Origin of the sequence: Mesorhizobium sp. LSJC285A00, assembly GCF_000503155.1 — a bacterium.
Lineage (GTDB): Bacteria > Pseudomonadota > Alphaproteobacteria > Rhizobiales > Rhizobiaceae > Mesorhizobium.
Map to the genome: position 1 here is coordinate 1 of NZ_AYVK01000051.1, position 24,767 is coordinate 24,767.

Genomic DNA, 24,767 nt, shown 5'->3' on the forward strand with positions numbered 1-24,767 from the left:
AATCTCCATGCCTTGCGATATCGCTGGCGCGAACCACCACGAAAGCGCAAGTTTCAGTCCATGCCAAAGCTATCTTAGCGCCTATGCCCTTGTGGGGGAGATGTCCGGCAGGACAGAGGGGGGCGCTGTCCCGCCAGCGTTGCAGAGTGCCCAGGTGAGGCCACCTCGCTATGAACGAGCTGTTGACCTCACACGTCACCCCAGCGCCTCCTCGACAATCTGGCCAAGCTCCGGCGCGATCGCGGACAAATCCTCCTCGTCCTTGATAAGCACACCGATGGCTCGGCGGAAGGCTTGCGGCCATGGGCTGCCGCCTTTCTCCAGTATGGTGGCGGCGTTGGCCCATTCTACGGCCTCGGAGATGCCGGGCGGCTTGGCCAGCGGGCGGACGCGGATCTCCTGCACAGCGGCCGCCACGGCGCGGGCGGTGGTCTCGGCGACATCGCCGGCGCGCAGCATGATGATGGCGGCTTCGCGCTCGGCGTCGGGATAGCCGATCCAGTGATAGACGCAGCGGCGCCGGAGCGCTTCGGCGAGTTCGCGGGTGCGGTTCGACGTCAGGATGACGATCGGCTGCGCTTCGGCGCGGATGGTGCCGCGTTCGGGAATGCTGATCTGGAAGTCGGAGAGGAATTCCAGCAGTAGCGCTTCGAATTCGTGGTCGGAGCGGTCGATCTCGTCGACCAGCAGCACGCGCTGCTCCGGCGCCCGCAGCACCTGCAGCAATGGCCGCGCGATCAGAAAGCGGTCGTCATAGATGTCGATCTCGTGCTCGCCGGCATGGCGGATGGCGAGCAACTGGCGCTGGTAGTTCCATTCATAGAGCGCGTGTGCTGCGTCGATTCCTTCATAGCATTGCAGCCGCACCAGATCGCGGCCCAGCAGCTGCGCGATCGCCTTGGCCGCTTCGGTCTTGCCGACGCCGGGCGCGCCTTCGAGCAGCAACGGCTTGCCCAGCCGTATGGCCAGGAAGATGGCGGTGGCCAGGCTGTCGTCGGCGAGATAACGCGAAGCGGCGAGACGGGATGCCACCGCCTCCGGTGAGGTCGCGACAGTCTCTGCGTTCGGCTCCTGCATGTCGTCCTCAGTTCGCCGCTTGCGCCTTCAGCGCGCGCAATATGCGCTCCGGCGTGATCGGCAGCGTGTCAATGCGCACGCCGACGGCGTCGAAGACGGCATTGGCAACCGCGGGGATCTGCGGGTTCGCGCACATTTCGCCTGGCCCTTTGGCACCGTAAGGACCATCCGCCGACGGCCGCTCCAGCACGATGATCTCGGTTTGGGCGAGATCGCCCGGTCCCGGCATCAGATACTGGTTGAAGTCGGTGCCGCCATGGTCGCGGTTGGGATAATAGGGCTCGGTCGTTTCGTAGAGCGCGTGGCTGATGCCCATCCAGGAACCGCCGACCAGTTGCTGCTCGACCATTTTCGGGTTCAGCGCGCGGCCGATCTCAAAGACGTTCTTGACGGTCAGCACCGTAACCTCGCCCGTCTCGTCATCGACCTCGACCTCGGCCACCGCGCAGGCATGGGCGTAGCAGGTCGACGGCTTCATCGCGCCGGTCTCTTTCTCCGGATAGGAGCGCGGGATCAGGAACATGCCGCGGCCTGAGATCGAGCGGCCACGCTTGAAATGAGCCGACAGCGCGACATCGAAGATCGAGATCGACTTTTGCGGCGCGCCCTTGACCAGAATGTTGCCCTCGCCATCAGTTTCGAGATCGGAGGCGTTCACCTCCAGCTCTTCCGCCGCCACTTCCAGCATCACCTGGCGCGCTTCCTTGGCCGCCTGGATGACGGCGTTGCCGGCGCGGTGGGTGCCGCGCGAGGCGAAGGTGCCCATGCAGTGCGGACCGGTGTCGGTGTCGGCGGTGTCGATGGTAACCCGGTCCGTCGGCACGCCGATGGTCTCGGCGCAGATCTGCGCCATGATCTGCTTCAAGCCCTGACCGAGATCGACGCTGGAAAGCGTCACCATGAAATTGCCGGTCGGCGTCGAATGCACCAGCGCCTGCGTCGGGTCGCCGCCAAGGTTCATGCCCGTCGGATAGTTGATCGCGGCGACGCCGCGTCCGCGCCTTAGCGCCATCTCAAGCTCCCTTCTTGTAGGAGGACATCGCCATATACTTCTCCGCCACAGGCCAGTTGGCGGCGCGCGACGCCTCCTGCATACACTCGATCAGCGCCGCTCCTTCGGTCGGCTGGCGATGCGCCTTCATGTCGCCATCGCGATAGGCGTTGATGAAGCGGAATTCGAGCGGGTCCATGCCGATCAGCCGCGCCAGCTTGTCCATCTGCACCTCAAGCGCGAAGTCGCCGATGGTGACGCCGAAGCCGCGCATCGCGGAGGAGGGTGTGCGGTTGGTGTAGACGCAGTAGGTGTCGATCCAGACATTGGGGATGGTGTAGGGGCCGGGATAGTGCGCGGCACCCTTCTGCGCCCCATAAGGCGAGTGGCGCGAATAGGCGCCGGCATCGGTATAGCCGGTCACCTTGCGCGCAACGATGCGGCCATCGTTCATCACGCCGTCCTTGATGATTATCTTTTCGGCGGCGCGGGGTGAGGAGATCTGCATCTCCTCTTCGCGGCTGTAGATGAAGGAGACGGGACGTCCTGTCAGCCTGGCGCCAAGAATGGCGATCGGCTCGACGATGACGTCGACCTTGCCGCCAAAGCCGCCGCCGACAGTGCCGCCGACGAAATGCAGTTTGGAGCCGGGCATCTGCAGGATGATCGACGCGTTGTCGAGGGTGAAGAACATCGCCTGGGTGTTGGTGTAGCAGGTGAAGCGGTCATTGCCTTCGGGCACCACGACGCAGCCCGTGGTCTCGGTCGGCGCATGCTCGATCGGCGAGGACTGGTAGCTCTGTTCCAGGATGTGGTCGGCGCCAGCGAAGCCCGCCTCGACATCGCCGAAGCGCACCTTGCGGCATTCGCCGCTGTCATAGAGGTAATAATTCTGGCCGTGATATTCGTTGACCAAAGGCGCGCCGGGCTTCAGCGCTTCTTCCATGTCGAAGACGGCCGGCAGCACCTCATAATCGACCTTGACCTTGGCTGCCGCTTCCTGAGCCGCGCGCTCGGTCTCGGCCAGTACCGCCACCACGGCCTCGCCCTTCCAGCGCACCTTGCCGTCGGCCAGCACCGTTTCGTCTTCCGGTCCGACCTGGATCAGGATCAGGATGGTGTAGACATTGTGCGGCACATCCTTGGCGGTGAGGATTTTCACCACGCCGGGATGCTTCTCCGCTTCGGAAGTGTCGATCGAACGGATGCGGGCATGGTGGTGCGGACTGCGCACCATTTTCAGGTGAAGCATATTCGGGAAGTTGCGGTCGGCGAAATAGGCGGTCTTGCCCGTCACATGTCCCGGCGAATCCAGCCGAGGCCGCCCATGGCCGATCTCGTGCAGGCCGTCCTTGCGCTGATCGGCGAAATAGTTTTTGCGCAGTTCCATTCTTTTGGTCCTTAGGCCGCGTTCTGCGAATTGGCTCGGGCCGCGGTCAGCACCGCCTGGATGATCGGCTCGTAGCCGGTGCAGCGGCAGATATTGCCGGACAGCGCCTCGACCACATCCTCGCGGCTCGGATTGGGCGTGTGGTCAAGCAGCACCTTGGCGGCCATGATCATGCCCGGCGTGCAGAAGCCGCATTGTGTGGCGAAGGCGTCGAGGAAGGCACGCTGCAGCGGATGCAGGACGCCGGCCTCAGCGAGGCCCGATGTGGTGCGAATGTCGGCGCCGCCGCAGGTCTCGGCCAGCGTCAGGCAAGAGAGCCGGAGTTCGCCGTCGATGATGACCGAACAGGCGCCGCAGGTGCCCTGGTGGCAGCCGCCCTTGGGCGAGGTGTCGCCGATCTTGTCGCGCAGCGCGTGCAGCAGCGTCGTGCCGCTGTCGACAAATTCGGCCTTCTCCGAGCCGTTGAGCGTGAACTGAACCGGAACCTTTGCCATGTTTTCCTCCCAGCGCGCCTGCCCGGTTGATCGGACAGACGCGCGCCCCCCAAGCGGTGGTTAAGTAAGCAGCAGCCGGCCGAGATGGACCGGCAGAACCTCGGCGCGATACCAGGCGCTGGCGATCGGGTCGGTGATTGGCGAGGTGCCTTCACCGGCTGCAGCCAGCGCCGCTGCGACGCCGTCCTGCTCGAGCCTGCTGCCGATCAGTGCCTTTTCCGCAGCACGGGCGCGCATCGGCCGGTCTGCCATGCAGCCGAGCGCGATCCGCGCCGAGGAGACAGTGCCGTCGCCGGCCTGTTCGAGAACGGCGGCGATGCTGAGCACGGAGACGCCCTTCGGCTTGACCCGCGACACTTTCAGGAAGCGGAAATTCTCGGCCTTCGGCAACGCGAAGGCGACTGATGTGACGATGGCGCGGCTGTCGTCCCGCCTGGCCAGAAAATCCTCGATAGGCAATTCCCCATCATCGGTGCCGACCGTCGCATCCAACGCCAGCAGGGCGACAGCGAAATCACCGTAGGGCGCGGGTGCGAACAGATTGCCGCCGACAGTCGCCATATTGCGGATCGCCGGGCCGCCGACGGCGCGCGCAGCCCTGGACAGCGCCGCAAGCTCGGGATGGCGGGCGATGGCCGCCATTGTCACCGAAGCTCCGATGCGGACCTTGCCGCCGGCAACGGTGATCCCGGAGAGGGCCGGATCAGTCGAGCGGACGAGGCCGGTGACGGAGACATCGCCTTCATTGGCGGCGCGCACGACCAGCGTGCCGCCGCCGAGATAGCGGGTGCCGGGCGCCTTCAGCGCCGCGTTGGCATCCCTGACGGCCGAAAAGGTCTGGAGGGCAAGCGCCATGGCAGTCTCCCCTGACTCAGCTCTGGCCAGAAAAATGGCTCTTCAACGCATTGAAGCCACCCTGGAAGACATTGGCGGCCATGCCGGCGGCGATCTTGTCGGCCTCTTCGGGCGCCGCGTCGAAAGTTGCTGTCCATTCGGCATAGGTGCGGTCGCCGTCGGTAACGCGGCGCAATTGCAGCGTCGCTTTGTGATTGGTCAACGGCTGCGGCGTCTCCAGGATGGAGTAGCTGACGCGGAAATTCGCGTCGGAGAAGTCGAGCAGTTTTTCGCGGATACGCGCGCCGCTGGCGAGCTCGAAATTACGCACGCAGCCGATGGTTTCGGCGCTCTTGCCGTCTTCGATATGGCTCTTGACCATGCGCGGATGCCAGCCCGGCAGGCCGTTGAAGTCGCGTATGCGCGCCCAGACCTTTTCGACCGGCGCGTCGATGACGCTGGAGACGGTGACTTCAGCCATATGATCATTCCCCTACGAATTCGATACGCAGCAGGGTAGGGCGGCGGCCGGTGCTGCGCTTATCAATGGGTCTTGCGGCCCTATCAAGGAGTCTGAAAAACGAGCGGCTTGGCTCAGGCCATAGCCCGCGCCGCCTCGCGGTAAAGCGTCGGCGGCACGCCGACATGGTCGCGGAAGAAGCGCGAGAAATTGCCCTGGGTGGTGAAGCCGAGATTGCAGGCGACCGAGATCAGCGGCTCCTGCGACCACTGCAGCTGCCGCACGGCTTCCTCCATGCGCAGCGTGTTCCAGTAGACATTGGGCGTCAGATTGGTCTGTTCCTTGAATAAAGCAAAGAAGTGCGGCCGCGACAGGCCGACGCTGCGGGCGACGTCGTCGAACGAGATGCGTTCGCAGACATTGGCCTTCATCAGCTGGATTGCCTTGCGGACGCGGAAATCCTGCATTGTGTTGACCCGGATCCGCGCCTCCTGCGGCGCCGAGGCGTCGGCGGCGTCGAGCAGGCTATCGATGAAGCGCTCGATCTCGTAATTGGCGACGTCGTCGATGCTTTCATTATCGCTCAAATGGTCGAGCAGGTTGGCGGCGGCCTGGTGCAGCCAGGGTTCGAGCGTGATCGCAGCCTGTGCAAACAACGGCGCCGACGAAGGCAGGTCGCGGCGCCGGCGCGCCCAATCCGGATCGATGTAGAAAGCGAGGAACAGGCCGGGCCTGCCGTTCTGCGACAGAATGTGGCTGTGCGGCTGGTAGGAATTGATGCCGGCGGCGGTGCCGGGACCCAGCGGCACCGTCTCGCGGCCGACGGTCATCTCGCCGGCCGTGCCCTCCAGCCAGATGATGATGTGGGCCTCGACATGCGCATGGGTGACGAAGTCGCTGGCGACATTCAGGACAGAAACATGTCCGAACCGGCCCCAATAGAGCCTGATCGCGTCCGTCATGGGTTATACCTCCCGCAGACGACTGGCCTCCCTTCGCCTGCGACGGGATTGTGCGGCTGAGTTCGGGCTCGCGTCAAGGCGCGGGGCGAAAGCCGCTGTGTGCTGCCGGCCGTAGTGGTGGATTTTCAGACTGAGCGATAGGGTTTCCCGTCAAACCGAAGCCGTCATGCCGCCGTCGACATAAAGCGTATGGCCGTTGACGAAGGATGAGGCGTCGGAGGCGAGGAACACGGCGGCGCCGATCAGTTCGTCGACATACCCCCAGCGGCCAGCCGGCGTGCGCTTTTCCAGCCAGGCGGAGAATTCCTGGTTGTCGACCAGCGCCTGGTTCATCTCGGTGCGGAAATAGCCGGGGGCGATGGCATTGACCTGCAAGCCGTATTTCGCCCAGTCGGTGCACATGCCACGTGTCAAATTGCGGATTGCGCCCTTGGTGGCCGTATAGGGCGCGATGTTGGGCCGGGCGAGTTCGCTCTGCACCGAGCCGATGTTGATGATCTTGCCCTTGCCGCGCGCGATCATATTGCGGGCGACCGCCTTGCCGGCATGGAAGGCGCCGGAGACATTGGTCTTGAACAGCCGCTCCCACTGCTCCTCGGGAAAGTCCTCGAGCGGAGCGCGGAACTGCACGCCGGCATTGTTGATAGATCGGAAGAGCACACGTCTGAACTNTCAGGATGTCGATGGCGCCGATCTCGGCCTCGATGCGGGCGACATCGGCATCGACCGCGCGAAAATCCGTCACGTCGAAGGTCGAGGGGTGCGCTTTGAAGCCAGCGTCGCGCAAGCCGGCGACAGCACCGGCAACCTTGCCGGCATCGCGGCCGTTGAGCACGACACTTGCGCCATGCTCGGCAAGGCCGCGCGCCAGCGCCAGGCCGATGCCCTGGCCGGAGCCGGTGATCAGCGCCAGCCGGCCGTTGAGCTCGAACAGGGTTTTCGATGTCAAGGCAACGGTTTCCAGCCGAAAGGTTCAGTCCAAAAACATTCAGTCATTGCGCCTGAAGTTGCGGATCCGGTCGAACAGCACCGCGAGCAGGATGGCGCCGCCGATGAACACGCCTTGCCAGAAAGCATTGATGCCGAGCAGACCAAGGCTGTTGCGGATCACTTCGATGAGCGCGGCACCGACAATAGCGCCGAAGGCGGTGCCGACGCCGCCGGCGAGATTGGCGCCGCCAATGACCGTGGCGGCGATGACCTGCAGTTCCATGCCGGTTCCGAGATTGGTGGTGACGGCGCCCAGCCATCCGGTCTGGATGATGCCGGCAATGCCCGCCGCCAGCGCCGAGATCATATAGACGGCGACCTTGATCTGCTTGACGGGAACGCCGGTCAGCGTCGCCGCGTGCTCATTGCCGCCAATGGCGAAGATGTGGCGGCCAAACTTGGTCCAGCGCAGCGTGAAGCCGGTGATCAGCGCCAAAAGGATCATGTAGAGCACCGGATTGGCGATGCCGAACACCCATGCACCGCCGCCCAGCGCCAGAAGCTTGTCGTGATCCGGGCCGAACTGGAAGACGACGGTGTTGTTGGAGGCGACCATGGCGAGGCTGCGGGCAATCGACAGCATACCGAGCGTCACCACGAAGGGTGGAAAGCCGAGATAGGCGATCATGATGCCGTTGAAGGCGCCTATGGCGAGCGCGGTGGCGATCGAGGCGAGGATGCCGACCTCGATGGAGTAGCCGGCATGCATGGTGACGGCCAGCACCATCGACGACAGGCAGAGCACCGAACCGACCGACAGGTCGATGCCACCTGTGATGATGACGAAGGTCATGCCGAGCGCGATGATGGCGACGAAGGTGATGTTGCGGGTGATGTTGTAAAGGTTCTTCGACGTGGCGAAGGCGTCGGTGGCAAAAGACAGGAACAGGCAGGCCAGGATGACCGCGATCACCACCCAGAAGGTCTGGCTGGCAAACAGTCTTGCCGGCAAGGATTGCTGCTTTTGTTCGATCGGCTGGTCAATTGTCAGTGCCATCGTCGACCTTCATGTGCTGTGCGTGGTGAAATTCGCTGAGATCAAACCTGTTCGATGGCGCCGGTGATCAGCCCGGTGACTTCCTCGGGCGAACTTGACGCAATCGTCTTGTCGGCGACCTTGCGGCCGCGCCGCATGACGATGACGCGGTCGGCGACGGTGAACACGTCAGGCATGCGGTGGCTGATCAGCACCACTGCGATGCCCTGGTCGCGCAAATGGCGGATCAGGTTCAGCACTTCGGCGACCTGGCGCACCGAGATCGCGGCCGTCGGTTCGTCCATCAACACGATCTTCGCCTGCGACAGCATGGTGCGCGCGATCGCTACTGCCTGGCGCTGGCCGCCCGACATCTGCTTGACGAGGTCGCGCGGACGGGTCTCGGACTTCAACTCGGCGAAGAGCTGGCCGGCGCGCTTGTACATGGCGGCATAGTCGAGGATGCGTAAAGGGCCGAAGCCGCGGCGCAATTCACGGCCGAGATAGACATTGGCGGCAGCGGTCAGATTGTTGCACAGCGCCAGGTCCTGGTGGACGATCTCGATGCCGTGCTGGCGAGCTTCCGCCGGCTTGTGCAGGATCAACTCCTTGCCGTCCATGCGCATGACGCCATGGCTGGGGCGGAAATTGCCGGCGATCATCTTGACCAGCGTCGACTTGCCGGCGCCGTTGTCGCCCATCAGGCCGACCACCTGTCCGGGCTCGATCGACAGCGATACGTCGTTGACCGCCTGGATGGCGCCGAAATGCCTCGAGATATTGGTGAGTTCGAGAACCGCCACCAGTCTTTGCCTCCCCGTGTTTTGCGACCCGCTGCTGTTCCCGGCGTGAATGCCGGCGCTGCTTTGGCCCCGCTCTCCCCATCTCCTCCCGGAAACAGCGTCAGCGTTCTTTTACGCAAAAGCCGGCGCTCGTCAATCAATTGTCGGACGAATTGAAGCCTTGGTTATCCAAAAATCCGTTTTGTAGGACAAATAGCATTGACGTTGGCCGCAAGCCGATATTAGCTAAGCGTCGGAGGAGATTATGCCGATGCCGCTGGCGGTTAGCCGGGCGGAATCGGCGGAGGTTTATCGGTCGAGGTTGCGGCGCCACCCTTGTGTGAGCCGGGCCAATGCCGCATCTGGAAATGCTTATCGATCTGTCTTGGCGACACGAGTGCTCGTGAAACGAACCTCGGTCATTAAGCATCCGGTCGATCTGTGTGGCGGGCACGCCGTGTCCGTCTGTTTCAAGGGAGGACTGACATGAGGAAAACACTTTTGCTCGCCGCCGTCGCCGCCATGGCGCTGGGCGCCGGGCCGGCTTTGGCCAAGAAACAGCTCGTCATCGTGGTGAAGGGTCTCGACAATCCATTCTTCGAAGCCATCCACCAGGGCTGCGAGAAATGGAACAAGGAAAATGCAAGCTCGGAATATGAATGCTTCTACACCGGCCCGGCATCGACCTCCGACGAGGCCGGCGAAGCGCAGATCGTTCAGGACATGCTGAGCAAGGCCGACACGGTGGCAATGGCGATTTCGCCATCCAACGCGCCGCTGATCGCTCAGACGATCAAGACCGCCAATCCGACGATCCCGATCATGACGCTCGACGCCGATCTCAGCAAGGAAGATGCCGCGCTGCGCAAGACCTATCTCGGCACCGACAACTATTTGATGGGTCACAAGATCGGCGAGTACATCAAGAAGGGCAAGCCGAACGGCGGCACGATCTGTACCATCGAAGGCAATCCCGCGGCCGACAACATCCTGCGCCGCGCGCAGGGCATGCGTGACGCGCTGTCGGGCAAGGAAGGCCTGGCGGCACTTGCCGGCGAAGGCGGCTGGACCGAAGTCGCCGGTTGCCCGGTGTTCACCAATGACGACGGCGCCAAGGGCGTGCAGGCGATGACCGACATCCTCGCCGCCAATCCCAAGCTCGACGCCTTCGGCATCATGGGCGGCTGGCCGCTGTTTGGCGCACCGCAGCCCTATCGCGACCTGTTCGGGCCGCTCAAGGACCGCATCGCCAGCAACGACTTCGTCATCGGCGCCGCCGATACGATCGGCGATGAAGTGGCGATCGCCCGTGACGGCCTTGTAACCGCTCTGGTTGGTCAGCGGCCGTTCGAAATGGGCTACAAGGCACCGTCGGTGATGATCGATCTGGTCGAAGGCAAGGCCGTCGCCGATCCGGTGTTCACCGGCCTCGACGAATGCACAAAGGACACGGTCGACACCTGCATCCAGAAGTAGGTTCTCGATTTCGGGGCGCCCTTTGACGGGCGCCCCGTCTCTTCCCGGACGGACGCAACGGTTGGGGCAGCAGGCTCCGGCTTTGACGCGTCTGTAGTTTGGATTTTCGGCAACGAGATCGGCGCGCCGTGCAGGTTCGGACCAGTCCGGACGCAGACGGCCGACGCATTGGAACGTGAATGCCGGACGAGAAATCAAAGAAGCGAACCGAGCGGGCCAAGGCACAAGCCAGCCGCGGTCCGGCTGTCATGCGCAGGGCCGGTGCCGCGCATTTTCCGGGAGCGAGCGTCCATGTCTCGCTGGCCGGCGAGATCGGCCTCAGAATCGTGCGCGGCGATTATCCGCCCGGCACCATTCTGCCCAACGAGGCCAAATGGGCCGAGATCTTCGATGTCAGTCGTTCGGCGGTGCGCGAAGCCATCAAGATGCTGATGGCCAAAAGCCTGCTGGCTTCACGGCCCAAGATCGGCAGTTGGGTCGAGCCCAGGGAACGCTGGAACCTGCTCGACCGCGATGTGCTGGCCTGGTACGCGACCGGGCCGGACCGGGAAGCCTTCCTGCGCACGGTGCAGGAGTTCCGTCACATCATCGAGCCGGAAGCGTCGGCCTTTGCCGCCACGCGGCGCAACGACGAGCAGATGGACGAGATCAGCCAGGCCTGTCGTGAGATGGGCGAGGCTCTGAACCTGCAGGAGCGTATCCGCGCCGATACGCGTTTTCACCTCGCCATACTGCGCGCCTCGGGCAACGATCTGCTGGTGCCGCTTGGCGTTCTGATCGAGTCGGCGCTCGATCATCTCTTTGTCTTCGTCACACGCGAGACCAGCGATCAGCGGCGGGCGCAGGCGCTGCATGAGGCGATCGAGAAGAACATCCGCCTGCAGCGTCCTGCGGCCGCGCGCAATGCGGTGCACAAACTGCTCGCCAACACCGACGATGTTATCGGCCGGTCGAGGCGCTGACACAGGCTTTTCGCCACCTCAAATCGTCTGCTTCTTGCCATCCTTGCTGGGCATCAGGTCGACGCCGTTGACCTTGCCGATATATGTCGCCAGCATCGGCACGAATTGCTCGGCCGGGCCAGTGGCATGGGCACCGGCGAAGGAGTTCTTGGTGGCGTTGCCGAGCGGGTTGGCGATGCCGGCCGCGCCCGCCATCGATTCCAGATAGGTCAGGTCCTTGAAGGCGTTGGCGATGGTGAATTTATGTGCGTCGCGGTCGCCCTCCAGCGTCCAGCGCATGAAGGTCTGGTAGAAGCCGCAATCCATGCGGCCGTTGCGGATGACGCTGTCGAAACGCGGTGGCGAGATGCCGACCTTTTCGGCCAGCGCCAGCGCCTCGGAATAGATCGCGGCATAGCCCAGCGAGATGAAGTTGTTGAGCAGCTTCATGCGGTGGCCGTCACCGGTGTCGCCAATATGGACGATGCGGCCGGCCCAGGTCTCGATGACCGGCTTCACACGGGCAAACAGCGCGTCGGGCGCGCCGACCATGGCGTCGAGCGTGCCTTCCCAGGCTTCCTTCGGGGTGCGGCTGAGCGGTGCATCGACGAAGTCGACGCCGATCTCCTTCAGTTCCGCCGCCAGCGCCACCGTCGAGACCGGATCGGCGGTCGAGCAGTCGACGACGACCGAANCCGATCTCCTTCAGTTCCGCCGCCAGCGCCACCGTCGAGACCGGATCGGCGGTCGAGCAGTCGACGACGACCGAACCCTTCTTCAAGCCTTCCTTGAGGCCGCCGGGGCCGCGGATGATGGCTTCCACTTCGCGCGAGCCGGTGACGCAGATGAAGACGATGTCGGACGCCGCCGCCACGTCGCGCGAAGTCGCCGCCTCCTTGGCGCCCCGGCCAATCAGGTCCTCCGCCGGCTTGCGGTTCTTGCGGCCGAGGAAGGTCAGGCCATAGCCCTTGTCGACGATGTTCTTGGCAATACCGTGCCCCATCAGGCCAAGGCCGATAAAGCCGATCTTTTCGCTCGCGGCGGTCGTGGTCATGTCTTGAAGTCCTGTTGCGATGATTGATAGTGGGCGCCGCCGTCTGGCGGGCGAGGGTGGTTGCGGAATGCCATATTGTCTGACAATACACGGAAATCCTAGGCATTGGAGACGAAAATGACGAAGCGGATCATGTTCACCGGCGGCAGCGGCAAGGCCGGTCGCCATGTCGTGCAATATCTGGTCGAACAGGGCTGCCAGGTGCTCAACATCGACACCAGGCCGCTCGACAATCCCAAGGTGCGCACGCTGATCACCGACATCACCGACAGCGGCCAGGTGTTCAACGCGCTGTCGAGCTATATGGGCCTGCATGAATTCGACCCGTCGCTGCGGCCGCAGCCGGTCGATGCCGTGGTGCATTTCGCCGCGATACCGCGCATCATGATCACGACCGACAATGAGGTGTTCCGCATCAATGCGATGGGCACCTACAACGTCATCGAGGCGGCGGTGAAGCTTGGCATCCCCAAGGTGGTGATCGCGTCCAGCGAGACCACCTATGGCGTGGTGTTCGCCAATGAACCGCGCGACCCCAAATATTTTCCCCTCGATGAAGAATACGACGTCGATCCGATGGACAGCTATGCTCTGTCCAAGGTCGTCAACGAGCACACGGCGCGCGCCTTTGCGCAGCGCAACGGCACCGATATCTATGCCTTGCGCATCGGCAACGTCATCGAGCCGCACGAATATTCGCTGTTTCCGAAGTGGTTTGCCGATCCGGGCTTTCGCAAGCGCATCGCCTGGAGCTATGTCGACGCGCGCGATCTCGGCCAGATCGCGCTACGCGCCGTTGAAACGGACGGGCTCGGCTTCCAGGTGTTCAACGCCGCCAATGACGACACCTCGTCCGACCTGCCGACCGCGGAACTGTTGAAGCGGTTTTATCCCGACGTGCCGGTCAAGACGCAGCTCGGCGAATATGAAACGCTGCTTTCCAACCGCAAAGCCAGGGAGATGCTTAGCTTCCGTCCCGAGCACAGCTGGCGCAAATACGTCAAATAGGCCGGCCGGGGGCAAGGTTGCGACCTGATCTGTGCACAGCCGCAGGCTTTGCCGTCAACGTCCCGCCCTCTGCTTGACAGCTTTCGAAATCCGGACTTTGTGGACGCATGAGGGACGGAAAGCCGAATAAGGGAACGAAGCCTGAAAAGGCGGCATCCGGCGAGCGCCCGGCGACCTTTCGCCGGGCTGACGCCACCCGGATGCCCGGCACCAGCGTGCATGCCTCGCTGGCCAGCGAAATCGGGCTTCGGATCGTGCGCGGCGACTATCCGCCGGGCACCATCCTGCCCAATGAAGCCAAATGGTCCGAAACCTTCAACGTCAGCCGCTCGGCGGTGCGTGAGGCGATCAAGATGCTGATGGCCAAAAGCCTTCTGGCATCGCGCCCCAAGATCGGCAGCTGGGTGGAGCCCAGGGAGCGCTGGAACCTGCTCGATCGCGATGTGCTCGCCTGGTACGCGACCGCGCCCGACCGTGAGGTGTTCCTGAAGACGGTGCAGGAATTCCGCCATATCATCGAGCCGGAAGCGACTGCCTTCGCCGCCATGCGACGCACCGAAGAGCAGATGGCCGAGATCAGCCAGGCCTGCCGCGAGATGGGCGAGGCGCCGAGCCTGCAGGAGCGCACGCGCGCCGATACGCGTTTCCATCTGGCCATCCTGCGCGCCTCCGGCAACGATCTGCTGGTGCCGCTCGGCGTGCTGATCGAATCCGCCTTCGATCATCTGTTCACCTATACGACGCGCGAACTCGACGATCTGCAGCATGCACAGCAACTGCACGAGGCGATCGAGAAGGCCATCCGCCTGCAGCGGCCGGAGGCGGCCCGCAACGCGGTGCGCAAGCTGCTCGCCAATACCGACGGCGTCATCAACACCCGGTAGGATATGCTGATATTCAGGTGAGGCCGGCCTGCAAACGCCGGCTTTCTGCGCTTCCGGTGCTCACTTACTTAAGTACGCTCCGCTCCGGTTCTCGAAATCCAACGTTTTCGGCGCGGCCTGACCTGAATCTCAACACATCCTGCGAGCGCTCAGCCGGCCTGCGAAGTGGCCAGGTGCTGCCTGGTCAGCGCGACCAGCAGCGCCTGGTCGCGGGCGGCGTGCTCGGGGCGGTTGACCACCTCGTCGCCATTGACGATCGCACCCCAGAAGCCGCGCAGTTCCTCGACGAAGGCTTCGCCGTAGCCGGCACGCAGATCCCTTGTCGACAGTGTGTGGCCGTCCGAGGTCTTCACAGTCAGCCGGGTCGGATGATGGTTGAGCCAGGGCGAGGGGAATTCGAGCTCAAGGCTGGCATCGTCGAAGAAGAGCGTGATGCGTTCCTTGTAGTCGGCGAGCTTCGGCACGGTGAGATGCGTCATCGTCCACAGCGCCTGGCCGTCGAGCAGTTTTACCGCGCCCTGGCCGCCATCGCCATTGGCGAAGATCTGCGCGCCGACAACCTCGCCCTCCGGCACGCTGAGCGCGTCGAGCAGGCCGTGCACGGCATTCACATCGTGAATCAAGGCGGAGCTGTAAGCGCCGGTAAACCCACGGAAAGCCAGATCGGTCATGGGCTGGCCGATGGCGCGCTCGACCTGTTGTTTCTGCCTGGCTTGCGCGGCGGCAATCAGCTCCTCGGGAATGTCGTTGCCGCGCTTGTAGCGCTGGTGGGCGATGAACGGCCAGGCATCGGGATCGTTGACCTCGACCGAGACGGACCGCAACGTCTTTGCCGTGCCGGGCAGCGAGGCCAGCGCCAGCCGGTAGCTCGGATCGAAGCGCTTCATATAGCCGACCTGCATGACCTTGCCGGCCTTGTCGCGCGCGGCGATGATCTCGGCGATTTCCGCCGGGGAATAGCAGAGCGGCTTTTCGCAGAAGACATGCAGGCCGCGCCCGAGTGCGGCCAGTACCTGCTCGTGATGCAGCGGGTCGGGCGAGCCGATGACGACGGCGTCGAGCTTCTGGCCGAACAGTTGCTCCGGCGTTTCGAAATTGGCGATGCCGTGAATTTCGCTGACATATTCCCGCGAAATCCTTGACGGGTCGGCAACGCCGACCAGTTCGAACAGGTCGCCGAGCCGCAACAGGTTTGGAATATGCTCGACCTGCGAAATCATGCCGGCGCCGATGACGCCGACGCGTATCCTGCTCATGCTGTTAATACTCTCTGCAAAAGTGTTCCAGGCTCAGGGTGCGGCGGCCGGCCGGTTGCCGATCTGCGCCAACAGCCCGGCAATCTCAGCTTCCACCGCCTTCAAATCCTCGCCGCCCGACATGATGGAAATCACCTCGTCGCGCGAGATCTCGGACTTGGCGTATGTACCGCGATTGCGGCCGCGGTTGAGCAGCGTGAAAGTGTCACCGACAGGGTAGGCGTGGTGGATGTTGTGGCTGATGAAGATCACGGCCAGGCCGCGCATGCGCGCCTCGATGATGAATTTCAGCACCATCGCCGCCTGATGCACGCCGAGCGCCGAGGTCGGTTCGTCCAAAATCAGCACCTTGGCGCCGAAATGCACGGCGCGTGCGATCGCCACCGACTGGCGCTCGCCGCCCGACAGCGTGCCGACGGCCTGCGTCGGGTCGCGCACGTCGATGCCGATATCGGCCATCGCCTGGCGGGCAATTGTGTTGGCGCGCTCCTTGTCGAAGCGCGAGAAGGGCAGGCGGCTTCTGGTCGGCTCGCGGCCGAGGAAGAAGTTGCGCGTGATCGACATCAGCGAGATCATGCCGAGGTCCTGGAAGACCGTCGCGACGCCGAGGTCCTGCGCGTCGCGCGGGCTGCGGAACGTGACGGGCTTGCCGTCGACGAAAATCTCGCCCTTGGTCGGCCGGTGCACGCCCGACAGAACCTTGATCAGCGTCGACTTGCCGGCGCCGTTGTCGCCCAGCAAGCAGTGCACCTCGCCGGGATAGACCTTGATGTCGATATCCTGCAGCGCGCGCACCGAGCCGAAATTGACCGATACACCACGCAATTCCATGGCTGGCTGGATGGCCGGGGATGGGTTTGGATAGGTCATTTGCCACCTCCGCGTCCGAGCGCCTTGAGGCGGATGTAGTTGTTGACGAGCACGGCCATCAAGATGACGATGCCGAGGAAGACCTTGAACCAGTCGGTGTCGATGCCGGTGTAGAAGATGCCCATCTGCACCAGGCCGAAGATCAGCGCGCCGAACAGCACGCCATAGACGGTGCCGTAGCCGCCGGTGAGCAGCACGCCGCCGATGACCGCGGCGATGATCGCCTCGAATTCCTTGAGCAGGCCGCGCGTGGTGTCGGCGGAGCCGGCCTCCATCACCTGGATGGTGGCAAGCAAGGTCGCGGCACAGGCGGTGTAGATGAACAGCGCGATCTTAACCCGGTCGACCGGCACGCCGACATTGCGGGCGGCATTGAGGTCGCCGCCGGTGGCGAAGATCCAGTTGCCGTATTTGGTCTGGGTCAAGACATAGCCGGCAAGCGCTGTCAGTCCGAGCCACCAGACGATCGACATCGGAATGCCGACGACGAAGGGAATGCCGTCGGTGCGGGTGGCGATCCAGCCTTGCGTGCCCATCCATTGGAAGAAGCCGGTCAGGAGATGGCCGTTGAACAGGCCCGCGGTTGCCGGGTCCGGCGCGCCGTCGAGGATGTAGGGGATCTGCGTGCGGCCGGTGACGGCGCGGGTGATGCCGATCGACAGGCCGCGCAGGATGTAGAGCGACGCCAGCGTCACGATGAAGGAGGGCAGGCGGGTCTTCACCACGATCAGGCCGTTGACGTAGCCGGTGAGGATGGCGACAGCGAAGGCGCAGGCGATGCCGCCCCACAGCGGCAGGCCCCAATATTTCACCGTCAGTCCGATGACGACGCCGGCGAAGCCGACCATCGAGCCGACGGAGAGATCGAACTCGCCGGCGATGATGAGAAGGGCTGCGGCCGTGGCGATGATGCCGAGTTCGGCTGCCAGCGTCAGGAAGGTCATCGACCCCTGCAGCGAATAGAGGTTCGCTGCACCCGGCAGCAGGGCGAAGATGATGATGGTGGCGATAAGGCCGCCGGCGGCACCGGCTTCGGGCCGGCGCAGCCATTGAGTCAGCCGGCCGGTGCTGGCCAGCCGCTCGTCAGCGCCGGCCGCCCGTTTCGACGTCATGCCGAAACGGTCCTTGCCCAGTACCCCGGGGGCCGGCGCTTCTGGAGGTATCGCCTTGTCTTCCACAACAGCCATTAGGCTCCCCAATCGCTCACTTCGCAATCTCGACCAGAGACGGGGAGCGCATGGCGGCTCCCCGATCCGTTTTGGTCTTGCCTTAGCGGATGCCGTCCTTGGCGAGCGCCAGGATCGCCTTGGCCTTGCCGGGCGAGTCGATGAACAGCGGCCCGGTGTAGGCGTTGTTCTGCGGCCAGAAGCCATGTGTGGCATGCTCGACCAGATAGATCACCGGCAGGTATCCCATCAGATATTGCTGGGCGTCCATGCCGAAGCCCATTTCGCCGGCGACGACGGAATCCAGGACTTCGGGGCTGATGTCGAAGGTGTAGAGCTTGATCTTGCCGAACAGTTCCTTCTGCCGGAAGAACGGGATCAGCGGATTGGCGGCGGTGGCGCCGAGCGCAAACACCGCCTGGGTGTCGGGATGCGCCGACAGATAGGCTTCGGTGCGGCGCTGGATGTCGGCCGGATCGGGCGACACGGTAAGCACCTCGGTGCCGCCGCCTGACGGCTTCAGCCCGTCATTCAACCCCTGGCAGCGCTGGTCGAGGCTGACATTGCCGACCTCGTGGTTGATGCAGACGACCTTGAGCGTGCCTTCCTTGGCCAGCCGCTCGCCCGCCTTCTTGCCGGAATCATATTCGGAGACTGTGCCGACGTAGAGAGAGGTGCCGAGTTCGGCGCCTTCCTTCTCGCCGGAATCCAGGACGACCATCGGAATGTTGGCGGCAAGGCCGGCCTTGACCGATTTACCAAGCGCATTGGCGTCGGCAATGGAGACGGCGATGCCGTCGGGATTGGTGGCGATGGCCGCGTCGAGCAGGCGGGCCTGTTCGACCACGTCGAACACTTGCGGCGCATAATATTCGACCTTGGCGCCGGTGAGCGCCGCCGCATCGTCGACGCCGCGCTTGACCACCGACCAGTAGGGATCGGAGGCCGAGCCATGCACCACGAAGGTGATGCGGACATCCTTCGGGTCCTTCAGGCCCGCGGCCTGCACGACGCCCGCCAGCATACTCATCGAGACAAGCGCGCCGAGCGCCAGTTTCAGAACAGTCTTCATGTCATTCTCCCATTGTCGTTGCAGTTCCAAATCCCTCTTTGCGCTGTTGGCCGACGGATCGGCTTACGGCGCTGACCGGGTGGCCGCTTTGCGGGCCTTTGCCGGTGTCGATGCCCCGAGCCGTGCACGCAGTTCCTCGCGCAACGGCTTCATGCCGATGATGTCGATGTCCTGCGCGCCGAGCCAGTCGCGAAAAGCCTGGTCGCGGAAGAGTTCATATTCCTCGGTGCGGATATAGGCGGAGCGCGGCTCGATCAGTTCGAGCTCGCCCGGCGCGTTGAAGTGCAGGCAAAAGAAGGTCAGGCCTTCACGGACCCCTTCGACCAATGCCTTGTAGGCTGGCTCTATCGGCTTGGAGCGTGGACGGCCCCAGGTCGTCTGAATGGCGGCGTCGAAGATGACAAAGCCTTTGGCGCGGGCTCCAGTGACGCCGCGCTGGAACGCCGCTTCGGTGACGCCGACCAGATTGTCGTTGGGCGAATAGGCCGACAGCGTTTTGGTCAACAGCACCGGCAGCCGATATTCCAGGCCGAGCTTGATGTAGACGTCGCAAAACTCCGGCGACAGCGCTGCCCCCATATGGGCGTCAAGATGAGTGACGTCGATGCCGGCGCGGTAGGCGGTGTCGATCTGCGCGCGAAGCTCGGTTTCCACCGCTTGCGGTGCTGCCTTGCGGCGGGTGGTCGCTACATCGGGCCAGAAATAGCCGAACTCGTCCGTCAGGCCGGCCGCGCGCGACGGCGACGTCAGCGGCCGCCATTTGTAGTGCTGCTTTTCGCTGTTCAGCGTCAGGTGGACGCCGAGATCGAGCCGGGGATCGGCGGCTGCCGCTTCGGCCATCTCAGGGAACCATGGGCACGGCACCATCACGGCGCCGGAGCTGCAGGCGCCGTGTGCGGTCAGTTCGAGGAAGGCGCTGTTGGCGCCATGGCACATGCCGACATCGTCTTCATGCAGGACGAGCTGTCGCGTCATGGACGGCCACCGTCTTGCCGGCCACCATCTTGCCGGCCACCATCTTGCCGGCACGCCGGTTTCGAGGGTCTTCCAAAGTGTGTCCCGTGCTGCATGGAACCGACCGTTTGCCCAACTGGACGCGATGGAACGCCCAATGCCGGCTTTCCGACAGGGCCACTTCGACGAATTCGGATGGGTACGATTTTTCCGCGGGCCTGCATTCTGGAATGTCGATTTCATTCGATATGCCCACATTCGGCGTCAAACCCGGCCATCAAGCAACCGGGATGGCTTGGTCAGATCGCAGCGGAGTGGTTCTTTCAAACAGCGGCCGCAGGCGTACTGCTTTCATACCATCAGCGATGTGGAGACTTGCCATGTACACTGCCGGCGAAGAAGAGATCGAAGCCATTGCCAGGGTGATCCGCTCGGGTGCGCTGTTTCGCTATGGCGAGAACAGCGAGTGCAACCGCTTCGAGGCCCGCTATGCCAGGCATCTCGGCGTCGAGCATTTTGCGCTGGCCGCCAGCGGCACCTATGGGCTCGCCGCCGGCCTGATCGGCCTCGGCATCGGCCCGGGCGATGAGGTGCTGGTGCCGGCGCACACCTATATGGCGACCGCAACGGCAGTGCTGTCGGTCGGCGCCATTCCGGTCATTGTCGACATCGACGAGAGCCTGACCATTGACCCGGCCGCTCTGCGCGACGCCATCGGCCCGCGCACCAAGGCGGTCATCCCGGTGCATATGTGGGGTGCGGCCTGCAACATGAACGCGATCATGGATATCGCTAAAAAACGCGGTCTGCTCGTGCTGGAAGATGTCTGCCAGGGCATTGGCGGCGGCTATGAGGGCAAGAAGCTCGGCTCCATCGGCCATGCCGGCGCCTACTCCTTCAACTACTTCAAGAACATCACGTCGGGCGAGGGCGGCGGCATCGCCACCAGCGATCCGAAAGTGGCCGAGCGCGCGCGCTGCGCCATCGACCCCTGCCACTTCTACTGGCAGGGCCGCAGCGACAGCATCAAGCCGTTCGCCGGCATCGGGGCGCGCGCCTCGGAACTGATGGGTGCAATGCTCAATGTCCAGCTCGACCGTCTGGACGGCATCATCGAGGCGATGCGGGCGGAGAAGAAGAAGGTGCTGGCCGGCACGCGCCATCTCGGCAATCTCGGCCTGACGCCGTCGCCGATGAACAGCCCCGACGACGATTGCGCGGCACAGGTAATGTATCTGCTGCCCAGCGAACAGGCGGCGCAGACTTTTTCGAAGACCATTCCGAGCGTCATTGCCGGCAAGACCGGCCGCCACAATTTCACCCAGTGGGACCAGGTGCTGATGCATGAGGGCGCGCATCATCCGGCGCTCAATCCGTACACGCTGCCGGAAAACAAGGGCCTGCGGCTGACCTATGCCGACGACCTCGGCAAGGGTTCTCTCGACATCCTCAACCGCACGGTGATGATCGCGATGAATCCGGCGCATGGCGACGCCGACATCGACGACATGATCCATAACATCGATGCGGCGGCCCGTGTGGCGCTGGAGAATGCCTCGCTGGACGATGTCGAGGTGCGCAAGGCAGCACCGGTGGACCTGCAGAAATTCGACAGCGTGAATTGAAGAGCCGCGTTGGACCGGCTTATTGCCGGTCCAGTCGCATAAAGGCGGCGCGCAGCGCCAGCACTGCGCGCAGGATCTGGCGTTCGTCCATCGCGGCATAGCCGAGCAGCAGGCCGTGTTCCGGCTCGCTCGAATGGTAGTTGATCGAGATGCCCTGCACGTCGAGGCCCTCCTTGACGGCAGCGGCGACGACGTCGCTGTCCTTGTAGGGTCGGATAAAACTGGCCAGCAGCTGCATGCCGGAATCGTTCTCGGTCACAGTCAGCCATTCGGCCAGATGCTCCTGGCACAATTTTACGAAATTGGCCTGCCGGCGCGCATAGAGCCGGCGCATACGCTTCAGATGCGTGGCGAAATAGCCTTGCGTGATGAAGTCGTTGACCGTCGCCTGCAGGATCAGCGGCGCGAACTGGCCGGTGATCGAGACGGCGCGGTCGAAGGGGACCGACAGTTCGCGCGGCACGATGAGATAGCCGATGCGGAGCGCCGGGATCAGCGTCTTGCCGAAGGAGCCGATATAGACGACCCGGTCGGCGTGATCGAGGCCGCGCAGCGCCGGTACCGGCCGGCCACGGTACCGGTACTCGCCGTCATAATCATCCTCGACGATCCAGGCGCCGTGGCGTTCCGCGATGTCAAGCAGCTGCAGTCGTTCCTCGATGCGCATGATGGTGCCGAACGGCCACTGGCAGGATGGCGTCACATAGATCAGGCGCGGCGGCGGCAGCTCTGGGTCTGCGAGATGCCATCCAAGGCGATCGACCTTCAAGGGCGCAAGCTGCGCGCCGCTGGCGAGAAAGGCGCTCTTGGCGCCGAGATAGCCGGGCTCCTCCATCCAGACATGGTCGCCTTCGTCCATCAGCACGCGCGAAGCGAGGTCGAGTGCTGCCTGCGCGCCGGTGACGATGATGACCTGGTCGGCGGTGCAATTGATGCCGCGCGACAGGCTTATGGTCGAGGCGATGGCCTGGCGCAGGCCGGGATGGCCGGCAAAGGAGATATAGCCGAGCAAATTCTCATCGCGGCTGCGCGCATTGCGCACCAGAAGGCTCGACCAGATGGTGAAGGGAAAGGATGCCGATTCCGGCACGCCCGGATGGAAGTTGATGACGCCGGCATTGCGTGGCGGCTGCGGGCCGTTGACGATGGTCTGACCGCGCCGCGAGAGTTTTTGCGGGGCGGCGAGGCCGGCGCGCAGCGCGGCCGGCGGGCGTTTCTGCTGGATCGGCGCCACCCAGGTGCCGGACCCGGCGCGCGCCTCTATAAACCCTTCGGCGAGCAGCTGGTCGTAGGCGGCGATCACCGTGTTGCGGCCGACCTTGAGATCCTCGGCCAGCGAGCGTGTCGAAGGAAGCAGCGTGTTCTGCTGGATCTGGCCGTCGAGGATGAAGCGCCGCAAGGCGCCGTAGATCTGCCGGTGCATCGGTTCGTCCGAGCCGCGGTCGACCGACATGATGTCGAGGGAAAGGCGCATATGGTCGGCCAAGCTAGTCTCCGACCAACCTGGCGGCGCGGGCGATCTTCTCTTCGTTAAGCAGGCAGACAGTCTCCAGCACCAGCCGTCTGGTTTCGGGACGGACCTCGCGGCTGTTCTTCAGCGCGCGGTGAACGGTTGCCGCGCCGAGTTCCGCCTTCTCGGCGATCTCACGGATGGTGCAAAGCCGTTCCATGCCGAGTGCCGCCTCGAATGCCATGTCGCTCCTCCATCTGCATCAAGGCATGCCTCGTCCCCAGCCTCAAGCTGGAAACGCCGGGCCGGCAACTCGGGGGCAAAAATTTCGATGCCAAGAACTGTGCGATCCGCGCCGCCAAGGGAGGGCGGCGGCGCGGATCGCCGGGCGCTTTCGCGTCGCTACCCCTACCGAGGCGCGCGCCCAACCGGCCCAACCACCAGCCCCCCGGCGGTGGTTAGGCCATGTCTCGTATTGCCACGTCGAACCCGGCCGCGCAGGCCGTTTTGAGAAGCGAAGCGTAACCTTTCGTGGCATAGGTCAAGGGGTGTGCCTTGGCCGGATCCTGCTCGGCCTCGACGACGATCCAGCCTTCGAAGCCATGGCTGGCCAGAGGCTGCAGCAGCGACAGGAAATCGACGGAGCCATCGCCGGGCACGGTGAAGATTCCTTCCATCACTGCCGCCATGAAACTCATGTCCTCGCGCCGTGCCTTCTCCAGCACGGCCGCGCGGACGTCCTTGCAATGGAAATGCACGATGCGGTCGAGATGCCGGTTCAGGAGGGAGGCCGGGTCGCCGCCTGAGAACAGACAATGGCCGGTATCGAACAGCAGGCCGACGCTCTTGCCGGTTGCGGCCATCAGCCTGTCGACCTCGTCATCGCTCTCGACGATCGTGCCCATATGGTGATGGAAAGCCATGCCGACGCCGAAGGCAGCCATGCGGTCGGCGAGTTCGGTCAGCTTCTCGCCATAGGCGGTCCATTCGCCGTCAGCGAGGCGCGGACGCTGTGAGATCGGCGCGAAAATGCCGTCATGACGGCCGCGCGAGGTGTCGGCATAGACGACGACCTTGGCGCCGAGGTCGCGCAGCAGGGTCAGATGCGAGGTGAGGGCGGCGAATTCCTCGTCGACCGTGCGGTCCAGAATGCGGCCGTCATACCAGCCGGAGACGAGTTCCAGTCCGTAAGAAGACAGGATCGGTCCAAGCTCGTCGCTTCGCCTGGGGAATTTGCCGCCGAGTTCGGTGCCGCGATAGCCGGCCTGCCTGGTTTCCGACAGGCATGTCGCGAGCGGCGTATCGCCGCCGAGTGCGGGAACATCGTCATTGCTCCAGGTGATGGGATTGATGCCGATCTTGACCGTCATGCCGCTACTTCAAAGGGCTCGGGGAAACACAAAGCCGAGGCCGGCAAACTGAGGGGAAAGAGGACCTGTCACTAGGTCCAGTTGAGGTGAATTTGGTAGAGCCAATCGGGAGCGCTAAAGCGCGTCCCGTTTGAACGGACTAAGTCGACGCGCTTAGGTCTTTGCATGTCGTTGTCTCAAAACCGGCGCCACTTTTGAGCGACATGCATTAATCCTGCTGCGGCCTTCCGAAGGCCGCGCGCAGTTCGTCCTTGGCGTCCTCGAGCACTTTCCGGCGCGCCTGCGGCAGGTTCTTGCCGGCGCGGTTGATGTAGAAATTCAGCATCGACATGGCCGACTGAAACGGCTCGGCCTTGCGGCGGTCGCTGTGCTCGGCCGAGCGCTTGAGCGAGGCCGCGATCTTCCTGGCGTCGTCGGCTTCGAAGATGTGGTCCTCGAGGTCCATCGCATCGCTGTGCTCGGTCACCTCGGCCGACCATTTCTTTTTCGCGGTCATGACAAACTCCTTCCTGTCGCAAAAACTCGAGCAGGCCGCCGCCGGTTCCCGAGAAAGTCGCCGGGCCGCTGGAGCCACGGATCATGGCCCTGTGGCGCTGCCCGTCGCGGTGAATGCGCCGATAGTGGCGACACAACGGTCGACTTCCCAGGACCGTAGACAGGAAACGCCTTGACCCCGATCGTCGCC

The 24,767-nt window shown here is 63.7% G+C and carries 24 protein-coding genes and 1 pseudogene; 5 read left to right on the forward strand and 20 right to left on the reverse strand.

The annotated features are described in order from the left end of the window. Positions 1 to 195: 195 nt before the first annotated feature. The 9 genes from X726_RS141015 to X726_RS140975 all read right to left on the reverse strand — a co-directional run bounded on the left by X726_RS141015 (position 196) and on the right by X726_RS140975 (position 9,028). Positions 196 to 1,077 (reverse strand): MoxR family ATPase, encoded by an 882-nt coding sequence (locus X726_RS141015; RefSeq protein WP_023673040.1) that lies wholly within the window; start codon positions 1,075 to 1,077, stop codon positions 196 to 198. A 7-nt stretch (positions 1,078 to 1,084) separates the two neighbouring features. Next, on the reverse strand, positions 1,085 to 2,089 hold the full coding sequence (locus tag X726_RS1000000172310; RefSeq protein ID WP_023673041.1) for a molybdopterin cofactor-binding domain-containing protein: 1,005 nt from the start codon (positions 2,087 to 2,089) through the stop codon (positions 1,085 to 1,087). 1 nt (position 2,090) lies between these two features. Next, on the reverse strand, positions 2,091 to 3,458 hold the full coding sequence (locus X726_RS1000000172315) for a xanthine dehydrogenase family protein molybdopterin-binding subunit (protein WP_023673042.1): 1,368 nt from the start codon (positions 3,456 to 3,458) through the stop codon (positions 2,091 to 2,093). Positions 3,459 to 3,469: 11 nt separating this feature from the next. After that, positions 3,470 to 3,952 (reverse strand): (2Fe-2S)-binding protein, encoded by a 483-nt coding sequence (locus tag X726_RS141000; protein WP_023673043.1) that lies wholly within the window; start codon positions 3,950 to 3,952, stop codon positions 3,470 to 3,472. Positions 3,953 to 4,012: 60 nt separating this feature from the next. Continuing rightward, positions 4,013 to 4,807 (reverse strand): FAD binding domain-containing protein, encoded by a 795-nt coding sequence (locus X726_RS140995; protein ID WP_023673044.1) that lies wholly within the window; start codon positions 4,805 to 4,807, stop codon positions 4,013 to 4,015. A 16-nt stretch (positions 4,808 to 4,823) separates the two neighbouring features. Continuing rightward, positions 4,824 to 5,267, reverse strand: coding sequence for an SRPBCC family protein (locus tag X726_RS140990; protein ID WP_023673045.1), 444 nt, complete (start codon positions 5,265 to 5,267; stop codon positions 4,824 to 4,826). Between the two features lie 113 nt (positions 5,268 to 5,380). Next, a complete protein-coding gene (locus X726_RS140985; protein ID WP_023673046.1) occupies positions 5,381 to 6,208 on the reverse strand; it encodes an AraC family transcriptional regulator in 828 nt (275 codons plus the stop codon). Positions 6,209 to 7,196: 988 nt separating this feature from the next. Beyond that, positions 7,197 to 8,195, reverse strand: coding sequence for an ABC transporter permease (locus X726_RS140980; protein ID WP_023673048.1), 999 nt, complete (start codon positions 8,193 to 8,195; stop codon positions 7,197 to 7,199). Between the two features lie 41 nt (positions 8,196 to 8,236). Further along, on the reverse strand, positions 8,237 to 9,028 hold the full coding sequence (locus X726_RS140975) for an ATP-binding cassette domain-containing protein (RefSeq protein WP_245261375.1): 792 nt from the start codon (positions 9,026 to 9,028) through the stop codon (positions 8,237 to 8,239). A 414-nt stretch (positions 9,029 to 9,442) separates the two neighbouring features. On the opposite strand from X726_RS140975, the gene X726_RS140970 reads away from it, so the two are divergent. Both X726_RS140970 and X726_RS140965 read left to right on the forward strand, forming a co-directional pair. Further along, on the forward strand, positions 9,443 to 10,432 hold the full coding sequence (locus X726_RS140970; protein WP_023673050.1) for a sugar-binding protein: 990 nt from the start codon (positions 9,443 to 9,445) through the stop codon (positions 10,430 to 10,432). A 179-nt stretch (positions 10,433 to 10,611) separates the two neighbouring features. Next, positions 10,612 to 11,394 carry a FadR/GntR family transcriptional regulator gene (locus X726_RS140965; protein ID WP_023673051.1) on the forward strand — a complete coding sequence of 261 codons (783 nt, stop codon included), beginning with the start codon at positions 10,612 to 10,614 and terminating at the stop codon, positions 11,392 to 11,394. Positions 11,395 to 11,412: 18 nt separating this feature from the next. On the opposite strand, the pseudogene X726_RS01000000167605 reads toward X726_RS140965, so the two are convergent. After that, positions 11,413 to 12,427 (reverse strand): annotated as a pseudogene (locus tag X726_RS01000000167605) (NAD(P)-dependent oxidoreductase). 117 nt (positions 12,428 to 12,544) lie between these two features. Here X726_RS01000000167605 and X726_RS140960 point away from each other — a divergent pair. Then, entirely contained in the window at positions 12,545 to 13,435 is an 891-nt protein-coding gene (locus X726_RS140960; RefSeq protein WP_023673054.1) for an NAD(P)-dependent oxidoreductase, read from the forward strand. A 107-nt stretch (positions 13,436 to 13,542) separates the two neighbouring features. Next, positions 13,543 to 14,319 (forward strand): FadR/GntR family transcriptional regulator, encoded by a 777-nt coding sequence (locus X726_RS140955; protein WP_023673055.1) that lies wholly within the window; start codon positions 13,543 to 13,545, stop codon positions 14,317 to 14,319. Between the two features lie 149 nt (positions 14,320 to 14,468). On the opposite strand, the gene X726_RS140950 is transcribed toward X726_RS140955, so the two are convergent. The 6 genes from X726_RS140950 to X726_RS1000000171330 form a co-directional block, all read right to left on the reverse strand. Then, positions 14,469 to 15,575, reverse strand: a complete 1,107-nt coding sequence (locus X726_RS140950; RefSeq protein WP_023673056.1) for a Gfo/Idh/MocA family oxidoreductase — start codon at positions 15,573 to 15,575, stop codon at positions 14,469 to 14,471. Between the two features lie 33 nt (positions 15,576 to 15,608). After that, entirely contained in the window at positions 15,609 to 16,445 is an 837-nt protein-coding gene (locus tag X726_RS140945; protein ID WP_023712088.1) for an ATP-binding cassette domain-containing protein, read from the reverse strand. Next, a complete protein-coding gene (locus X726_RS140940; protein WP_023746972.1) occupies positions 16,442 to 17,557 on the reverse strand; it encodes an ABC transporter permease in 1,116 nt (371 codons plus the stop codon). The genes X726_RS140945 and X726_RS140940 overlap by 4 nt, the downstream gene beginning before the upstream one ends. A gap of 157 nt (positions 17,558 to 17,714) precedes the next feature. Next, positions 17,715 to 18,683 carry a sugar ABC transporter substrate-binding protein gene (locus tag X726_RS140935; RefSeq protein WP_023673059.1) on the reverse strand — a complete coding sequence of 323 codons (969 nt, stop codon included), beginning with the start codon at positions 18,681 to 18,683 and terminating at the stop codon, positions 17,715 to 17,717. Positions 18,684 to 18,746: 63 nt separating this feature from the next. Further along, positions 18,747 to 19,658, reverse strand: coding sequence for a polysaccharide deacetylase family protein (locus tag X726_RS140930; RefSeq protein ID WP_023673060.1), 912 nt, complete (start codon positions 19,656 to 19,658; stop codon positions 18,747 to 18,749). Beyond that, positions 19,633 to 19,905 carry a hypothetical protein gene (locus tag X726_RS1000000171330; protein WP_198037391.1) on the reverse strand — a complete coding sequence of 91 codons (273 nt, stop codon included), beginning with the start codon at positions 19,903 to 19,905 and terminating at the stop codon, positions 19,633 to 19,635. The genes X726_RS140930 and X726_RS1000000171330 overlap by 26 nt, the downstream gene beginning before the upstream one ends. Before the next feature lie 112 nt (positions 19,906 to 20,017). On the opposite strand from X726_RS1000000171330, the gene X726_RS140925 reads away from it, so the two are divergent. Then, positions 20,018 to 21,262, forward strand: coding sequence for an aminotransferase class I/II-fold pyridoxal phosphate-dependent enzyme (locus tag X726_RS140925; protein WP_023673061.1), 1,245 nt, complete (start codon positions 20,018 to 20,020; stop codon positions 21,260 to 21,262). Positions 21,263 to 21,281: 19 nt separating this feature from the next. Here X726_RS140925 and X726_RS140920 read toward each other — a convergent pair whose 3' ends face one another. The 4 genes from X726_RS140920 to X726_RS140905 all read right to left on the reverse strand — a co-directional run bounded on the left by X726_RS140920 (position 21,282) and on the right by X726_RS140905 (position 24,578). Further along, complete coding sequence (locus tag X726_RS140920; protein WP_023673062.1) at positions 21,282 to 22,748, reverse strand: PLP-dependent aminotransferase family protein; 1,467 nt, start codon at positions 22,746 to 22,748, stop codon at positions 21,282 to 21,284. Position 22,749: 1 nt separating this feature from the next. After that, complete coding sequence (locus X726_RS140915; RefSeq protein WP_023673063.1) at positions 22,750 to 22,956, reverse strand: LacI family DNA-binding transcriptional regulator; 207 nt, start codon at positions 22,954 to 22,956, stop codon at positions 22,750 to 22,752. A 214-nt stretch (positions 22,957 to 23,170) separates the two neighbouring features. Then, positions 23,171 to 24,082 carry a myo-inosose-2 dehydratase gene (gene iolE / locus X726_RS140910; protein WP_023673064.1) on the reverse strand — a complete coding sequence of 304 codons (912 nt, stop codon included), beginning with the start codon at positions 24,080 to 24,082 and terminating at the stop codon, positions 23,171 to 23,173. Between the two features lie 208 nt (positions 24,083 to 24,290). Next, positions 24,291 to 24,578 (reverse strand): DUF3175 domain-containing protein, encoded by a 288-nt coding sequence (locus tag X726_RS140905; protein ID WP_023673065.1) that lies wholly within the window; start codon positions 24,576 to 24,578, stop codon positions 24,291 to 24,293. Positions 24,579 to 24,767: the final 189 nt, after the last annotated feature.

What these genes read in the sequence shown, in the direction of transcription:
- X726_RS141015 (WP_023673040.1), bottom strand. Translation starts at nt 1,077, where the DNA reads ATGCAGGAGCCGAACGCAGAGACTGTCGCGACCTCACCGGAGGCGGTG.
- X726_RS1000000172310 (WP_023673041.1), bottom strand. Translation starts at nt 2,089, where the DNA reads ATGGCGCTAAGGCGCGGACGCGGCGTCGCCGCGATCAACTATCCGACG.
- X726_RS1000000172315 (WP_023673042.1), bottom strand. Translation starts at nt 3,458, where the DNA reads ATGGAACTGCGCAAAAACTATTTCGCCGATCAGCGCAAGGACGGCCTG.
- X726_RS141000 (WP_023673043.1), bottom strand. Translation starts at nt 3,952, where the DNA reads ATGGCAAAGGTTCCGGTTCAGTTCACGCTCAACGGCTCGGAGAAGGCC.
- X726_RS140995 (WP_023673044.1), bottom strand. Translation starts at nt 4,807, where the DNA reads ATGGCGCTTGCCCTCCAGACCTTTTCGGCCGTCAGGGATGCCAACGCG.
- X726_RS140990 (WP_023673045.1), bottom strand. Translation starts at nt 5,267, where the DNA reads ATGGCTGAAGTCACCGTCTCCAGCGTCATCGACGCGCCGGTCGAAAAG.
- X726_RS140985 (WP_023673046.1), bottom strand. Translation starts at nt 6,208, where the DNA reads ATGACGGACGCGATCAGGCTCTATTGGGGCCGGTTCGGACATGTTTCT.
- X726_RS140980 (WP_023673048.1), bottom strand. Translation starts at nt 8,195, where the DNA reads ATGGCACTGACAATTGACCAGCCGATCGAACAAAAGCAGCAATCCTTG.
- X726_RS140970 (WP_023673050.1), top strand. Translation starts at nt 9,443, where the DNA reads ATGAGGAAAACACTTTTGCTCGCCGCCGTCGCCGCCATGGCGCTGGGC.
- X726_RS140965 (WP_023673051.1), top strand. Translation starts at nt 10,612, where the DNA reads ATGCCGGACGAGAAATCAAAGAAGCGAACCGAGCGGGCCAAGGCACAA.
- X726_RS140960 (WP_023673054.1), top strand. Translation starts at nt 12,545, where the DNA reads ATGACGAAGCGGATCATGTTCACCGGCGGCAGCGGCAAGGCCGGTCGC.
- X726_RS140955 (WP_023673055.1), top strand. Translation starts at nt 13,543, where the DNA reads ATGAGGGACGGAAAGCCGAATAAGGGAACGAAGCCTGAAAAGGCGGCA.
- X726_RS140950 (WP_023673056.1), bottom strand. Translation starts at nt 15,575, where the DNA reads ATGAGCAGGATACGCGTCGGCGTCATCGGCGCCGGCATGATTTCGCAG.
- X726_RS140945 (WP_023712088.1), bottom strand. Translation starts at nt 16,445, where the DNA reads ATGACCTATCCAAACCCATCCCCGGCCATCCAGCCAGCCATGGAATTG.
- X726_RS140940 (WP_023746972.1), bottom strand. Translation starts at nt 17,557, where the DNA reads ATGACGTCGAAACGGGCGGCCGGCGCTGACGAGCGGCTGGCCAGCACC.
- X726_RS140935 (WP_023673059.1), bottom strand. Translation starts at nt 18,683, where the DNA reads ATGAAGACTGTTCTGAAACTGGCGCTCGGCGCGCTTGTCTCGATGAGT.
- X726_RS140930 (WP_023673060.1), bottom strand. Translation starts at nt 19,658, where the DNA reads ATGACGCGACAGCTCGTCCTGCATGAAGACGATGTCGGCATGTGCCAT.
- X726_RS140925 (WP_023673061.1), top strand. Translation starts at nt 20,018, where the DNA reads ATGTACACTGCCGGCGAAGAAGAGATCGAAGCCATTGCCAGGGTGATC.
- X726_RS140915 (WP_023673063.1), bottom strand. Translation starts at nt 22,956, where the DNA reads ATGGCATTCGAGGCGGCACTCGGCATGGAACGGCTTTGCACCATCCGT.
- iolE (WP_023673064.1), bottom strand. Translation starts at nt 24,082, where the DNA reads ATGACGGTCAAGATCGGCATCAATCCCATCACCTGGAGCAATGACGAT.
- X726_RS140905 (WP_023673065.1), bottom strand. Translation starts at nt 24,578, where the DNA reads ATGACCGCGAAAAAGAAATGGTCGGCCGAGGTGACCGAGCACAGCGAT.